Below are 15,691 nucleotides of genomic sequence, written 5' to 3' on the forward strand. Positions count from 1 at the left end.
CCGGCCAAGCAGGCCGGCGGGCGCCGCGGTGTACCGGATTTCCTGACCGCGCTCGTCCCAGTGAATGGACGTGCCTGAGCCTGCCCGATGAATCAGCGAGTACCCTGGTGACCACCGCACTGGATGAGTGGTTCATCGCCCATGTCTTGCCGCTGGAAGGCCTGATCCACGCCTTTCTGCGCCGGCATGGGCATGAGGACAGCGAGATTCCTGATCTTCGGCAGGAGGCTTACACACGCATATACGAAGCCGCGCGTCGGGGTCTGCCGTCGCAGGCCAAACCTTTTGTCATGACCACCGTACGCAACCTGCTCATTGATCGCATCCGCCGCTCACGCATCGTGTCCATTGAAGCCATGGCCGATGTCGAGCAGGCGGTGCTGCAGAGTGATGAGGTGACGCCGGAGAGGCATCTGGGCGCACGCGATGAGTTGCGGCGCCTCCAGCAAGGCCTGCAGAAACTGCCCGCCAAATGCCGGCAGATCGTCGAGCTTCGCAAGATCTACGGCTTGAGCCAACGCGAAGTGGCCAGCCGCCTGGGCATTGCCGAAGATACGGTGGAGCGCCAGACGTTGTTGGGCATGCGCGCATTGGCGGACTTTATGCTTGGCGGTACCGGCAAGATTCAGCGCCCGGCCCGGCGCTTCAACAAGGAACGTTCGCACCCATGAGCCCGCACAACGACATCGAACAAGTTGCTGCGCAGTGGATCAATCGCGCCGAATCTTCGCAGTGGACCGCGCAGGACCAGAGGCAGCTTGATGCTTGGTTGGGGCAGGATACGGCCCATCGTGTGGCCTGGCTTCGTTTGAAGTCGGTCTGGGATCGAGCCGATCGACTGGCGGCCGTGCGCGGCGTGCAATCACCTCGCACGCGGCGTTGGGCCTCACCGGTGCGTTGGTCAGCGGCCGCGGCGGTGGCAATGCTGGCCGTACTGCTGAACATGCCCTGGTGGGGGCCGGGTACCCGCTACACCACCGAGGTTGGGGGGCGGGAAGTCGTGGCCTTGTCGGACGGTTCGCGGGTGGAATTGAATACGCACACCGAGCTCCGCGCGCAGGTGGATCCCTCGCTGCGCCATGTATGGCTGGACAAAGGCGAAGCCTTCTTCGACGTAAAGCCAGACCCTGCGCATCCGTTTGTGATCCATGCCGGCGACCACAAGGTGGTGGTTTTGGGAACGAAGTTCTCCGTCAGGCAAGAACGCGAGCGCCTGGAAGTGGCGGTGCTGGAAGGCAAGGTGCGCGTCGAGCCGATGGTGGCCAAGCCCGGCCGCCCGCCCGTGATCGTACAGGGCGGCGGTTTGCTGTACAGCAAACCGGCCGGCACGCTCGTAGCGGTGAATGCGCAGGACAAGGTGCGGCGATCCCTGAGCTGGCGCCATGGCACGTTGGAGTTCGATCAATCCACCTTGGCCGATGTGGCAGCCCAGTTCAATCGCTACAACGAAAAGCAGCTGGTGCTGATGGATCCGGAAACCGCCCACATGCGCGTGGGTGGCAGCTTCGATGCTGCCGGGGTGGATGCCTTCGCGCGACTGCTGGCCACGGGCTTCAATCTGCGCGTAGAGACACACGGCGATCAGATTCGTGTCTCGCAACCGCATTGAATCGCCTACAGACATCAATCTGAAATATTTCATACCGGAACTGCGTCGCCATCTCGTCTCAGACATAAGGCCGATTTGCGCCGACCTGGGGAAAATGCATGGCACGTACGAAAGTGGCGAGGACAGCGTTGGCTGTCATGTGTGGTCTGGTCATCGCGGCCTCGGCCGCAGCACAAACAAGCACCTTTGATATTCCAGAAGGGGATCTGAAGGTCGCGCTGGAGGCCTATGCCAGGCAGTCGGGCGTTCGTCTGGTCTACCTGAGCGAAGACGTGCGCGATCGGCGCACCTCCGGGGCGCGCGGTGACATGTCCCAGGACGCGGCGCTGAACCGTCTGCTGGCGGGCACTGGGTTGACCGTCAAGCGGGATCAAAGTGGCGCATTGGCCATCGTCCGCGAGGCGGCAAATGCACCGGCGCCCAGTATCCGCAGCACACCATCTTCCAGCCTAGGGCAAGCCGGCTCCGACACGTACACCTCCACCGTCTCCGGCGGCGCCGACGCCTCCACGACGTCGACCACTGCACCCACCACCTTTGATGCGGTCCAAGTAACCGGCAGCCATATCAAGCGTGCCCAGATGTCCGGCGTGGGACCCACCACGGTCATCGATGCCGAGACTATCCAGAGCTCCGGCGCCGTGTCCGTGGAAACACTGTTGCAGCGCTTGCCTGCATCGGCCGGCGCGGCCGGCTCGCAATCCAACAACTTCTGGACCGGTAACGGTAACGGCACCACCCAGATCAACCTGCGTGGCTTGGGCGTAAACCGCACATTGGTGCTGCTCAACGGCCGGCGCGTAGTCAATGGTGGCACCGGCGCCAACAATTCGGTGGATCTGAACGTAGTGCCGCTTGCCCTGGTAGATCGCATCGAAATCCTGAAGGATGGTGCATCGGCCATCTACGGCGCCGATGCCGTAGCCGGCGTGGTGAACATCATCACGCGCAAGGAAATGGATGGCGTTGAGCTGTCCACCCGCTATGGTCAAACCTTCAAAGGTGATGGCGAGATCGGCTCGTTCAACTTGGCCTTCGGCACCACAGGCGAGCGCAGTTCGATGTCCGGTGCGCTGACCTATGCCGAAAGTGGCACCATCACGATGGCCTCGCGCGCGCCGTGCCCGCTAGGCGTAGTGGCGGGCACGCTGCAGTGCGTGGGCAACTCATCCACCATCGGCGGTCGTGCACGCTTGGCCGATGGCCGGGTAGTCAACTTCAATCAGGATCCCAATGGAGATCCGCGCTCTTACGAGCTCTACGATCCCGCCAAGCACAACTACAACTACAACCTGCTGCTCAATGCCGTCAGCCCGATCAAGCGCATTGGTCTTAGTGGCTTTGGCCAGTTCGACCTGACTGAGAACACGCGCCTTTTCACCGAGCTGATGGCGACCAATCGCCAGTCCAACCAGCGTGCCTCGCCCAACACCCTGGGCGTCTATCGCACGATCCGGATTGCTGCCACCAATCCGACCAACCCCACCGGCCAAAACCTGACCTTGGAGCGCCGTCGGCTGGAAGAGGCTGGAGCGCGCATCACCGAGCAAGAGGTAGACACGTTCCGCACCGTGCTAGGGCTGGAAGGGCAGTGGGGCGATAACTGGGCATGGAATGTGGCGTTGAACTGGGGGCGCAGTTCGGCCACCGACAGCTCGACCAACATTGCCAACCTGGACCGGGTGGAAAACACTCTCAATACCAGTCTGTGCAGCAATACCCCAGGCGCGGCCATTCCTTGCGGCAACTATCTGGGCTACGGCAATCTGACGCCTGAAGTGCTGGACTACATTCTGTTTACCCAGCGTGGCTCGGGTGGCAACAGCCAGCAGGGCTTTAGCGGCACCATTTCCGGCGCCCTGTTCGATCTGCCCGCCGGCAGCGTCGCCTTCGCCTCGGGCGTGGAGTTTCGCAAGGAACGCGGTTGGCTGTATCCGGACCCGCTGGTGGTCAACGGCAGCGCCAACATCGTGCGTCAAGATCCGATCGAAGGCGAGTACTCGGCCAAGGAAGCGTTCGTGGAGTTCGCTGTCCCGCTGTTGCAGGACATTCCGCTGGTGGACTACGCCACCTTGAACCTGGCCGGCCGCTATTCGGACTACGACCTGTTCGGCAGCGACACCAACTACAAGGTGGGGTTGGATTGGCAGGTGGCCGAACCCCTCAAGATCCGTCTCAACTACGCCACGGCTTTTCGCATCCCCAGCATTCCGGAGTTGTTCGGTGGCATCGGCCAAGGCAGCTTGACTACGCTGGATCCGTGCAGCAACTGGAGCACGTTACCGGCCGACTCGGTCATTCGGGCCAACTGCCAAGCCGCGGGCGTGCCGACCAACTTTCGTCAGTTGGGCAACACCATCCTCACCACGACCGGCGGCAATCCCGACCTCAAGCCTGAAGATGCGCGGACCTTCACGGCAGGCTTTGTGTGGACCCCAGGGTTTGCGCCGGGGCTGACGCTCACGGCCGATTACTACCGTATCCGCATCGAGAATGCGATCCGTAGCATTGAAGGCTCGGTCAAGCTGCGTGCGTGCTACACCACACCGAACCTGGCCCATCCGTTCTGCTCGCCGGCCAACTTTACCCGTGATCCGGTCACCGGTGAGGTCAACTACCTCTCGTCCCAGCAGGTCAATGCGGCCAGCGAGGAATCCGAAGGCGTGGATATCGGCGTGCTGTATCAGTTCGATGTGGCCGGCTGGCAGGCCAGCGCGAGTCTGGACGCCTCGTATCTTGAGCGTTACGACGTCACTCCCTTCGCCGGTGCCACCACCATTGAGTACGCCGGCAAGATCACCAGCGGCTTGGGTAGCTACACCCAGTGGCGTGGCTTGGGCTCACTGCGCATGGGCAAAAACCGTTGGACCGGCGTCTATTCGGCGCAGTACATCGGCAGCGCGGACGACATCATCGCCGTGCCCGGCACGATCGGCTCGCATGTGTCCAGCGTGGTGTACCACAACCTGCAACTGAGCTACGGCATAAAGAAGAAATGGGACATCTCCGCCGGCGTTGAAAACGTGCTCGATAAGAAGGCGCCGTTCGTGCAGAACAACCCCAACGCCAACACCGACACCATGACGTACGACTTGCTGGGTCGTCGCTGGAATGTCCGCTTTGGTTACCACTGGTAAGCCACGATCCCAAGGAGCTACACATCATGAGAAACACGCAACTATCCGCCGCACTACTGCTGTTCGCGGTGGCCGGCAGCGCCGGCGCGCACGACCTGTTTGTCGCTTTCTCCAAGCCCGGCACCGCAGCGGGCGAGGCGAACACCGCGTTGGTGAACAATGGCACCTTCGATGAAAGTGCAGGTGCAGTCACCCGAGCGCGTCTACAGGACGTTTCGCTGAGTCAGGGCGGCGCTAAGGCTGCCCCGGACTTGGCCAGTTGGAAAGAGGTCGGCAAGCAGAGCCAGCTCACCGTGCATCCGGCGGGCGAGGGCACCTATCTGCTGGGGGTCTCGACGATGGCTTCCACCAGCACCCGTACGGCCAGCGAGTTCGGTAAGTACCTGGAGTTGGAAGACTTGCCAGATACGCTGGCCACCTATGATGCGAGCAAGTTTCCCAAAGGGGTCACCTATAGCTATACCAAGCATGCCCGTGCCATTGGACAGGTGGGCACGAAACTGACCGACGACTTCGCTGCCTCGCTGGGCTATCCGTTGGAGATCCGCTTGGCCCGCAATCCTGGAAGCGTGAAGGTCGGCGAACAGCTGTCGTTCCAGGTGCTGCAGCAGGGCACGCCAGTGCCCAACCTACGCGTGTACGTCGGTCATCGTGCTGACGCACCGGTCAAGGGTGGGCACGGTAGCGCTACGCTCCTGCGCACCGATGCCCAAGGCCAAGCCAGTTTCCAGGTGACCACCGCCAAGACCTGGTACATCCACACCAATCACATGGTGCCCTCTACACAAAAGGGTTTGGATTTTGTGTCGGATCGGGCGTCGCTGAGCTTTGAGATTTCCCCGCACGCCGGGCACTGATAAGTAAGCATGTAGGCGGTACTCTCCCCTTTGACGCCAGTCATGACTTCTTCCATGACTGGCGTCTTTTTGAGGGGACTTACCTCAAGTGCTCAGTCTGTCTCTCATTGGTCGCCCCGCGCCGCGCGCAATCCACGTCGCCGCACCAGATAGAACGCTGCGGGAATCACCACCATAGAGAGCACCGGTGCGGTGAGCATGCCACCCAGCATCGGCGCGGCGATACGTTGCATGACCTCCGAGCCGGCACCGGCACCGACGAAAAGGGGAAACAACCCGGCCAGGATGACGGCTACCGTCATCGCCTTCGGGCGCACCCGTTGCACGGCGCCTTCGTAGATAGCCTCTTGCAGGGTAGACACATCTTCCGGCGCACCGCTGGCCAAGCGCTGCTCCCAGGCATGACGCAGGTACAGCAGCATGATGACGCCGAACTCAGCCGCAACGCCGCCCAGGGCGATGAATCCGATCATGCTGGCCACCGAAATCGCATGGCCCAGCCCCCAGATCAACCAGAAACCGCCCACCAACGCCAAGGGCAAGCTGAGCAGGATGATGGATACATCGCTAAGCCGGCGAAACACCATCCAGATGACCAGGAAGATGATCGCCAACGCCGCGGGCACCACCCATTGCAGGCGTGCCAATGCCCGTTGCAGATACTCGTACTGCCCCGACCACGCCAGACCATAGCCGGCAGGCAAACTCACCTGGGTCTGTACCGCGGCTTGCAGGTCCTGGACCACCGATCCCAAGTCGCGATCGGCCACATCCACGTAGATGTAGCCCACCAACCGGCCGTTATCGCTCTTGAGCATCGGCGGGCCTGGGCTGATTGACAGCTCCGCCACCTGGCTCAAGGTCAGTTGCACACCGCCTGGCGCGATCAGCGGCAGATCCTGCAAGGCCTGCAACGAGTCACGCTGGTCACGGGGGTAGCGCAAGACGATGGGATAGCGTTCGCGCCCCTCGATCGTTTCCCCGATTGGATCGCCGCCAACGACCGTGGCAATCAGTCGCTGGAGTTGGCCTTGAGTGAATCCATAACGTGCAGCGATTTCCGGGCGCACCTGTACATCGACATAGCGCCCACCCGTGACGCGTTCGGCCAGTGCCGAACTCACGCCGGGCACGGTCTTGGCCACCTGCTCGATCTGCTGGCTCAGACGCTCGATCTGCTCCACATCCGGTCCGGAGACCTTGATCCCAATCGGGCTCTTGATGCCGGTGGCCAACATATCGATGCGATTGCGAATGGGCGGGACCCATAGGTTGGTCAGACCGGGAATCTTGACCGCTGCGTCCAACTCCTGGCGTAGCTTCTGGGGGGTCATGCCCGGGCGCCATTGATCCCGCGGCTTGAAGGTCACGGTGGTCTCAAACATTTCGATCGGTGCCGGATCGGTCGCACTTTCGGCACGGCCCGCCTTGCCGAACACATGCTCAACCTCCGGTACGGTCTTTATCATCCGGCCCGAGAGCTGGAGCAACTGACGGGCCTTGTCGGCGGACAGGCCGGGCAGGGCCGTGGGCATGTACAACAGGCTGCCTTCTTCCAAGGGCGGCATGAACTCACTGCCCAACCGGCTAAAGGGGATCAAGGTGAGCACTAGCAGCAGGCCGCTGAGCAGCAAGGTGACACCGGGATGTTTGAGGACCCACAGCAGGATGGGCCGATAGCCAGCGATCAGGATGCGATTGATCGGGTTCTGCTGTTCCGGGCGGATGTGGCCGCGGATCAGGTAGCCCATCAAGACCGGGATCAAGGTCACCGACAACCCTGCTGCGGCGGCCATCGCGTAGGTCTTGGTGTAGGCCAAGGGCGAGAACAATCGCCCTTCTTGCGCCTGCAGGGCAAAAACCGGCACGAAAGACAGGGTGATGACCAGTAAGCTGGCGAACAGGGCCGGTCCGACCTCGGCCGCCGAGCGGGCCATCAACTGCCAGCGCTCCTCACCCTGAGGTTCCCGGCCGTGCGCCTCCCGCCAGTGCTCCAGGTGCTTGTGTGCGTTTTCGATCATCACCACCGCTGCATCGACCATCGCACCAATGGCGATGGCGATGCCGCCTAATGACAGCAAGTTGGCGGAGATCCCCTGGGCGTGCATCACGATGAAGGCCGCCAGGATACCCAAGGGCAGGGTGATGACGGCCACCAACGCCGAGCGTAGGTGCCACAGGAATAGCAGGCATACCAGTGCTACGACCAGGAACTCTTCGCCAAGCTTGTGGGTGAGGTTGCGTACCGCATCCTGGATCAGCTCGGAGCGGTCGTACACCGGCACCACTTCCACGCCCTCGGGCAAGCTGGATTGCAACGCCTGCAGTCGCGCTTTGACGTTCCGAATGGCCCCCAAGGCATCCTTGCCGGTGCGCAGAACGATCACGCCGCCGGCCACCTCACCTTGACCATCCAACTCTGCGATACCACGACGGAAGACCGGCCCGCGACTGATCGTGGCCACCTCGCCGAGCAGGACGGGGATGCCGTCGTTGCCGGTTACCGGCACCTGTTCGAACGCCTCCTGTGTGCGCAGGTAGCCTTCGCTACGCACCATCAGTTCGGCTTCGCCTTGTTCGATCACCGAGCCACCGGTAGCGCCGTTGGCCGCATCCACCGCCTCGATGAGCTCGGCCACCGTCAGTCCACGGGCCGCCAACGCCTGCGGATCGGGCTGGATCTGCCAGGCGCGCACCGCACCGCCCACACTGGCTACTTCAGCCACGTCCGGCACGGTTTTTAGCTCATAACGAAGAAACCAGTCCTGCAACGCACGCAGCTGCCCCACATCACGTTGACCGGTCCGATCCACCAAGGCGTACTGGTAGATCCAGCCCAGTCCTGTCGCATCAGGACCCAGCGCCGGATTCACATTCGGCGGAAGTCGATCGCGTACCTGGCTCAAGTACTCGAGCACTCGAGAGCGCGCCCAGTAAAGATCAGTGGCATCGTCAAACAGGATGTAGACGAATGAATCACCGAAGAAGGAGAAGCCGCGTACCGCCTTCACGCCCGGCACGGACAACATCGTGGTGGCCAACGGGTAGGTGACCTGGTCTTCGATGATGCGCGGGGTTTGCCCCGCCCATTGCGTGCGGATGATGACCTGGGTATCCGACAGGTCCGGCAGCGCATCCAGCGGCGTGTTCTTTACTGACCAGATACCGACCACCGCCAGCAGCGCGGCGGCAACCAGCACCAGCACGCGATTGGCGATGCAAGCATGGATCAGGCGCGCGATCATGGTGTGCTCTCCATCGCTTCGGACATGACGTCGCTTGCCTGGCAATCAGCGGCTGCGGCGGGGCCGAACTTGGGTACCAACTGCATATCCATGAACGGTGACTTGCCCGGCTTGTCGAAATGCTTCTCCGGCACCATCGGGTCATACCAGTACTGCACCGGGCAGCGCGGCGGCGTAGAGGTGGAGGTGTCTGGCGCGACAGGCGCAGGCTGTCTGGACGGTGACGGCACGACAGTGCGTGGTTCGTGCCCGGCGTCATGGCGCTCGTGCACACCTGATGCGCTGGCAGGGCGTGTCGGTTGTGCAGCACCCAGGCGCTCCAACGCACCGGAGAGACTGGCTTCGGAGTCGAGCAAGAACTGACCCGAGACGACCACGCGTTCACCACCGGCCAAGCCTGCCACGATCTGCGTGCGCCCTTGCACGCTACGTCCCACACTCACCCGCACTGGCCGGAAGCTCCCGTCCGGATCCTGCACGATGACCCGGCTGTCCCGCCCGGTGGCGATCAGCGCCTCCGTGGGAACGACTGGCAGGGCCTGCTCGGCGTCGGGCTGCACCAGAACCTCGGCGAACATGCCCGGCACCAGCCGACGCTGCGGGTTGCGCAGCACAATTCGCGCCCGCTGCGTGCGACTAGCCATGTCGACTTGGGGAAGCAACGCCTGGATCTGTCCGGCAAAGCGCTCTGCCGGCCAGGCACTGACCGTGGCCTGCACTGAGGTCCCCGGCCGCAAGGTGCCCAGCGCTGCCTGGGGCACCGAGGCCTCCAGCCACAGCGTGTCCAGCCCATTGATCTTGAACAGTGGCGTACCGGGCATCACCGTCTGTCCCTCGCGTGCCAGGATCTCGGTTACGACACCACTGTGGTCTGCGCCAAGCACGACGCCATTTCTGGCCGAGGCGCCAGAAGGAACACCCAACGAACGCAACCGTTGTTGCGCCGCACCCTGTAGCTCACGCGCACCCGCGGACTGAGCTTGGCTCAGGGCATGTGCTTCGGCGATGGCAGCGTTCCATGCCGGTGCCTGCACGGTGGCCAGCGCTTGACCACGACGAACCTCGGTAAACGGCGCCTTTACCTGCACGTGGGTGATCAAGCCTTCCATGCGCGCACTGACCACGGTTTCCTGGGTCAGATCCCACGTCAGTGTGCCCGGCACGCGTACGGCAGTCCCTAGTGACTCTACCGTCACTTCCTGAGTGCGTATGCCCACGTTCTGCTGCAGGCGCGGATCGATCTGCGTTCCGCCCCCTATGGCCTCATCTGCGTATTTGGGCAGCAACTCCATATCCATGAACGGAGATTTGCCCGGCTTGTCGAATCGCTGCTCCGGCGCCATGGGGTCGTACCAGTACAGCACCTTGCGTGCTTGATCTGCGCCGCTCGCGCCGGTGGGCGGGGTGGTATCAGAGGTTCGAGTCATCCAGGCGTAGCCGCCGGCAAAGCCGAGCGCCAGCAGCCCGAGGGCCACGGCGAGCTGTGTGAGACGCGTCTTGGTCGGGCTCATGGCGTGTTCTCCTCATGGGGCAGCAGATAGGCCAGTGCCGCCCAGGCACGGCCCTGTTCGCCCAGCAGACGGGCGTTCTCCAGTTGCAATTCGATCTCATCGCGCCGCGCTTCCAGCCACGGCTGCAGGTCGGCACCGGCGCCGTAGGCGGCCAACGCCGTGCGTGCACGATCGCGCGCCAAAGGCAGGCTCTGCGTGTTCTGGCGCTCCAACTGGCCGGTGAACCCGCGCCATCGCGCTATCGCGCGTTGCACCGACTCGGCTTGTATGCGCCGGGCCTCATCGCGCTCTGCGGACACCGCCTCCAGCTCGGCCCGCCGTGCCGCGATGCCTCGTGCTTGGCGGTTCTTCTGGAACAGCGGCAGGCCCACACCCACTTCCACCATGAGCATGTCACTGCGCGCCATGCCGTCGGGCGCGCGCTCGCGACGTCCGTAGGTGAGCTCCACACTCCAATCCGGGCGGGTTTCGGCCACGGCCGCATCCACCTGGGCCTGGGCTAAGCTCTGGCGTGCCTCCCAGCCCAGTAGTGGCGTGTGCTGGTCCAGTTTGGCCAGCAGTTGGGTGGGCTCCAATGGCAACTGCGAAAAATCCGGTGCCGCACCACTGGCCAAGATCGCCTCTGGTGCAATACCCAACCACCGCGCCAGGCCGGCCTGCGCGGCGGCGTGCTCCGCATGTACCTGCTCCAGGCGATTGTCCAACTGCAGTAGGGCGGCCTGGGCGGCAAGCACGTCACTGGCCCCGGCCGTGCCACCTGCCAAGCGAGCACGCGCCGCACGCTCGGCTATGCGTGCCGGCTCGCGCAATCCTTCCAACGCATCTACGGCTTGCTGCGTACTCCACAGCTCGATCCAAGCCAGCGCGGCCGCTTGGGCCACCATCTGCTGTTCGGCCATCGACAGTGAGCGCGCTTGCGCCAGCGTCGCTTGCGCCAGCGCGTGCTCGGCGCGTCGTTTTGCACGCGCAGGAAACTCCTGCATCAGACCGACTTGCTGGGTGGTCATCTCATCGGCCCGCAGGCTGAAGGCATCGGGTCCGCTGACAGGCCAGTTCGCCAGCCCCACGATCAAGCGTGGGTCGGGCAGCGCGCCAGCACGCGCGGCCTCTTCGGTACTGGCATCGATCTGGGATCGGCGCACCTGCAGGGTTGGGGCGTTAGTAAGCGCCCGTTGTAGGGCTTCTGTGTAGCTGATCGGGATAGCGGGCGATGCCGCCACCACAGGACCACTGAGCGCCAGGGCAAACACGAACCCACACGCCATCCTGCGCCTTGCACGCAAGAAGAAAGACATCTCCATAAGACCTCCGGACAAACGACAATGAGCGCGCTGCAACGCATGCAGCACGAGCACGGGTCAATCCAGGAGGGGGCTTAAATCAGCAGGCTACAGAAGCGCTGCAGGGGAGGCGGATCGGACACGCACACCGGAACATCCCGATAGAACTGCGCGTGTACCGGTGGCAAGAGAGCCTGCACGAGCGCGAAGGCGGCCAACGCGGGCTGGTAAGGTACTTGAGGGGCCTTCGCATCGGCCGTGGCGATGTGATCGCGCTGGCAATGCTGGTCGCACAACGCCGGAGCATCGGGATCCGGCGCGGACATCTCTTCGCAACCGACCATCAGCGTCGCTTGTCCAGCTTCCACCGATTCCAGCGGACAGGCGTAAGCCACCAGCGCCAGTTGCTGCAGCAGCAGCGACCACAGTCCCAGCCATGCCAGTCGGGCACGAGAACGGGGTCGCCGCCATCGCCTCAGCAGCTTCACCATGACAGCTCCCGCACGCCCGAAGCAGCGCCTGCGGACGCTGGGCAGATCACGGCAGGGGACGTGCGAGCTCTCATGATGGCCAGTCTAGCCCTCTTGGGGCTGACTGGCATTGATCAGGATCAAGCCCTCGCGCGGACTCAGCTGTGGCATCCGCCGCAGCAGGAGGATGCGGCGGCCGGGGCGGCCGGGGCGGCCGGGGCGGCTGGCGTACCAGCCTCAGAAGGGAGCACGGCAGCGATCACATAGCCTTGCCGCTGGATAGCCTCAACCGCCTGTTCTACGGCAAGCAGGCCCTCGATCTTGACCACGCCACTGCCCAGATCGACGTCCACCTGGGCGTGGGGGTTAAGGGCCTGAATGGCTTGGGTCACCGTTCGGACACAGTGACCACAGGTCATACCTTCAACAACGAGATTCATGGACAACCCTCCAAAAGCATCGGCGGTTTGCCGACGCTGTCACGATGAGCCTTCCCACGGTGGGAAGGTCAAGCGACAGGCAAGTTGAGTGGAGAACCGTCCCGTGTTGTTGACCTTCCCATCATGGGAAGGCTCAGGCTACCTGCTCGTTCCTATTGGCCCTTACTCCATGGACATAACGCTCACCTCGCCGCAACCAGTGCCAGCGGCCACCCATCGCTTCAGTGTCGCCGGCATGACCTGCGCCTCATGTGTAGGCCGGGTAGAGCGCAGCTTGCGGGCCGTTGCCGGCGTGAGCGATGCGTCGATCAATCTGGCAACAGAAGTGGCCGAGGTAACCGCGCCGGCGGCCGCGTTGCCCGCCTTGATCGCGGCGGTGAAGCAGGCCGGTTATGAGGTTGCCAGCCATGAGCGGGATCTGATCATCGAAGGGATGACCTGCGCTTCATGTGTGGCACGGGTAGAGCGTGCGCTGCGTGCTGTGCCAGGCGTGATGGAGGTGTCGGTCAATCTGGCCACCGAGCGTGCGCGCATACGGGCCACGTCACTGGTGGAGGTCACATCCCTGGTTGCCGCCGTCAGCGCAGCGGGTTATCGCGCGATCGAACCGCAGACACTGGAAGGCAAGATCGATACAGCGCCGGCGCGCCAGGCGCTCAGTGGTGACACCCTCAAACTGCTGATCTCTGCGGCCCTGTCCCTGCCGTTGGTCGTCCCCATGCTGGGATGGGTCGCAGGTCAGCACTGGATGCTACCGGGCTGGATGCAGTTCTTGCTCGCAACGCCGGTGCAGTTCTGGATCGGTGCACGCTTTTATCGCGCCGGATGGCATGCACTGCGCGCCGGCACCGGCAACATGGATCTGCTGGTCGCTTTGGGGACCAGCGCCGGTTATGGCTTGAGTGTCTATCACTTGTTCAATGATGCCGGACACCACGGCGATGCCGCGCTGTACTTCGAGACCTCGGCGGTCATCATTACCTTGATCCTGCTGGGCAAGTGGTTAGAGGCCCGCGCCAAGCAACAGACCACGCAAGCGATCCGGGCCTTGCAAGCACTGCGGCCAGCCACCGCACGCGTGTATCAGGACGGACAAGAGCGCGAGGTTGCCATTCACGAGGTTGCCGTCTCGGACATTGTCAGTGTGCGGCCAGGCGAGCGCATCCCCGTGGATGGCGTGATCGCGGAGGGCCGCACGCACGTCGATGAGTCCCTGATCACCGGGGAGTCCATGCCCGTGGCGCGCGGGGAGGGCGATCGCGTCACCGGTGGGGCTATCAATGGCGAAGGCCGCATCCTGGTACGCACACTGGCCATCGGCGCCGAAACCGCGTTGTCCCGGATCATTCGCCTCGTGGAGGATGCACAGGCCAAGAAGGCATCTATCCAGCGAACCGTGGATCGGGTGAGCGCGATCTTCGTGCCGGTAGTGATCGGCCTGGCTTTGCTCACGCTGCTCGGCTGGGGTCTGGGAACGGGTGATTGGAACCAGGCGATCCTGAGCGCGGTAGCGGTGCTGGTCATCGCATGCCCGTGCGCGCTGGGGTTGGCGACCCCGACCGCGATCATGGCCGGCACCGGCGTGGCCGCCCGAGCGGGCATTCTGGTCAAGGATGCCGAAGCGCTGGAAGTGGCACGTACCGTAAAGGTGGTGGCCTTCGACAAAACAGGCACGTTGACCCAAGGACGTCCGGTACTGACCGAAGAAACTGCCACCCGTGGCCACGCGGCCGATCTGTTGCCGTTGGCGGCGGCCCTGCAGCAAGGCAGCGAGCATCCCTTGGCCAAGGCCGTACTGAGCGCAATGGGCCAGCGCGCCATTCCGCTCTCACGCGACGTGCAGGCGGTGCCTGGCCGCGGCATCACCGGCAAGGTGGATGGCAGGAACCTGTTGCTGGGCAGTACCCGTATGATGCTTGAGCATGGCGTGGCGCTCACGGCATTGCAGACCCGGGCCGACCTACTCAGCCAGACCGGCCACACGGTGTCCTGGCTGGCAGAGCAGGGCACCGATCATCCGCAATTGCTCGGCATACTGGCCTTTGAGGATCCACCGCGTCTGAGTGCAGCTGCGGCCGTGCAACGGCTGCACGCGCTGGGTCTACGCACCGTCATGATTTCTGGCGACAACCCCGGCGCGGCCGCCTCGGTGGCCAAGGTGCTGGGCATCCAAGAGGTGCGCGCCAATGTATTGCCTGAGCAGAAAGCTGCGTTGGTCGCTGAATTGGCTCAGTCGGCACCGGTGGCCATGGTCGGCGATGGTGTCAACGATGCGCCAGCGCTGGCTGCCGCCAACCTGGGGGTGGCCATGGGAACCGGCACCGATGTGGCGATGCATGCCGCTGGGGTTACCCTAATGCGCGCTGAGCCGGGTCTGATCGCCGATGCCATCGACATTTCCCGCCGCACGACCCGCAAGATCCATCAGAACCTGTTCTGGGCTTTCGGTTACAACGTGGTCGGCATCCCTCTGGCGGCCCTGGGCTTGCTTGATCCGGTCATCGCCGGCGCAGCGATGGCCTTGTCCAGTGTGAGCGTGATTGCCAACACGCTGCTGTTGCGCCGTTGGCAGCCAACCAAGACCGACATGGGAGAGGCATGATGGCAACCAGACGCAGCTCCAAGGCATTGCGGCCCGAACTGGCCGACGCGCGCGAAGCCGGATTGCACAACATCGGCGAGGCCGCCGCGCTCAGCGAGGTCAGCGCCAAGATGATTCGCCACTATGAAGAGATCGATCTGATCCCTCCGGCCGGTCGCACCTTTGCGGGCTATCGCCTTTACACCGATGCCGATGTGCACAGGCTTCGGTTCATTCGTCGTGCCCGCAACCTGGGCTTTTCCATCAAGCAGATCCAATCGCTCTTAGGCTTGTGGAGCGATGACCGGCGAGCCAGTGCTCAGGTCAAGAAACTGGCCCAGGGCCACATCGACGATCTGCAGATCAAGATTACCGAAATGCAGGCCATGCAGCGAACGCTGCGCGACCTAGCCAGTCGATGCCATGGCGACAACCGCCCGGAATGTCCGATTCTGGATGATTTGGCGAGTCCGACGAACGGGCATTGACGTTGCCACAGTGGGAAGCCTGACGCTAGCTATCCCTGCTGGTTGGAGTAGTAACGCATGCATCGACTACATA

General features: G+C 63.3%; 11 protein-coding genes. 7 read left to right on the forward strand and 4 right to left on the reverse strand.

The genetic code is table 11. The features are described from left to right. Positions 1–107: 107 nt before the first annotated feature. From V7060_RS16765 to V7060_RS16780, 4 genes are all read left to right on the forward strand, one after another. Entirely contained in the window at positions 108–671 is a 564-nt protein-coding gene (locus V7060_RS16765) for a sigma-70 family RNA polymerase sigma factor (protein ID WP_334180376.1), read from the forward strand. Further along, positions 668–1,609 (forward strand): FecR domain-containing protein, encoded by a 942-nt coding sequence (locus tag V7060_RS16770; RefSeq protein WP_334180377.1) that lies wholly within the window; start codon positions 668–670, stop codon positions 1,607–1,609. The genes V7060_RS16765 and V7060_RS16770 overlap by 4 nt, the downstream gene beginning before the upstream one ends. Before the next feature lie 98 nt (positions 1,610–1,707). Then, positions 1,708–4,746, forward strand: a complete 3,039-nt coding sequence (locus V7060_RS16775; RefSeq protein ID WP_334180378.1) for a TonB-dependent receptor — start codon at positions 1,708–1,710, stop codon at positions 4,744–4,746. Positions 4,747–4,772: 26 nt separating this feature from the next. Continuing rightward, positions 4,773–5,603 carry a DUF4198 domain-containing protein gene (locus V7060_RS16780; protein ID WP_049395152.1) on the forward strand — a complete coding sequence of 277 codons (831 nt, stop codon included), beginning with the start codon at positions 4,773–4,775 and terminating at the stop codon, positions 5,601–5,603. A gap of 104 nt (positions 5,604–5,707) precedes the next feature. Here V7060_RS16780 and V7060_RS16785 read toward each other — a convergent pair whose 3' ends face one another. The 4 genes from V7060_RS16785 to V7060_RS16800 all read right to left on the reverse strand — a co-directional run bounded on the left by V7060_RS16785 (position 5,708) and on the right by V7060_RS16800 (position 12,130). Beyond that, positions 5,708–8,848 carry a CusA/CzcA family heavy metal efflux RND transporter gene (locus V7060_RS16785; RefSeq protein WP_334180379.1) on the reverse strand — a complete coding sequence of 1,047 codons (3,141 nt, stop codon included), beginning with the start codon at positions 8,846–8,848 and terminating at the stop codon, positions 5,708–5,710. Beyond that, positions 8,845–10,359, reverse strand: coding sequence for an efflux RND transporter periplasmic adaptor subunit (locus V7060_RS16790; protein ID WP_334180380.1), 1,515 nt, complete (start codon positions 10,357–10,359; stop codon positions 8,845–8,847). Before V7060_RS16790 ends, V7060_RS16785 begins: the two co-directional genes overlap by 4 nt. Further along, a complete protein-coding gene (locus tag V7060_RS16795; protein WP_334180381.1) occupies positions 10,356–11,609 on the reverse strand; it encodes a TolC family protein in 1,254 nt (417 codons plus the stop codon). The genes V7060_RS16790 and V7060_RS16795 overlap by 4 nt, the downstream gene beginning before the upstream one ends. A 125-nt stretch (positions 11,610–11,734) precedes the next feature. Then, positions 11,735–12,130: a hypothetical protein gene (locus V7060_RS16800; RefSeq protein WP_334180382.1), complete on the reverse strand. Its 396-nt coding sequence runs from the start codon at positions 12,128–12,130 to the stop codon at positions 11,735–11,737. Positions 12,131–12,378: 248 nt separating this feature from the next. Here V7060_RS16800 and V7060_RS18480 point away from each other — a divergent pair, with 248 nt between their 5' ends. From V7060_RS18480 to cueR, 3 genes are read left to right on the forward strand one after another with little or no spacing between them, the layout of a single operon-like run. Further along, positions 12,379–12,597: a hypothetical protein gene (locus tag V7060_RS18480; RefSeq protein ID WP_345786318.1), complete on the forward strand. Its 219-nt coding sequence runs from the start codon at positions 12,379–12,381 to the stop codon at positions 12,595–12,597. Positions 12,598–12,652: 55 nt separating this feature from the next. Continuing rightward, a complete protein-coding gene (locus tag V7060_RS16810; RefSeq protein WP_334180384.1) occupies positions 12,653–15,151 on the forward strand; it encodes a heavy metal translocating P-type ATPase in 2,499 nt (832 codons plus the stop codon). Continuing rightward, on the forward strand, positions 15,151–15,618 hold the full coding sequence (cueR, locus tag V7060_RS16815; RefSeq protein WP_334180385.1) for a Cu(I)-responsive transcriptional regulator: 468 nt from the start codon (positions 15,151–15,153) through the stop codon (positions 15,616–15,618). Before V7060_RS16810 ends, cueR begins: the two co-directional genes overlap by 1 nt. The last annotated feature ends 73 nt before the right edge of the window (positions 15,619–15,691 follow it).

Origin of the sequence: Pseudoxanthomonas sp. (genome assembly GCF_036845285.1) — a bacterium.
GTDB lineage: Bacteria > Pseudomonadota > Gammaproteobacteria > Xanthomonadales > Xanthomonadaceae > Pseudoxanthomonas_A.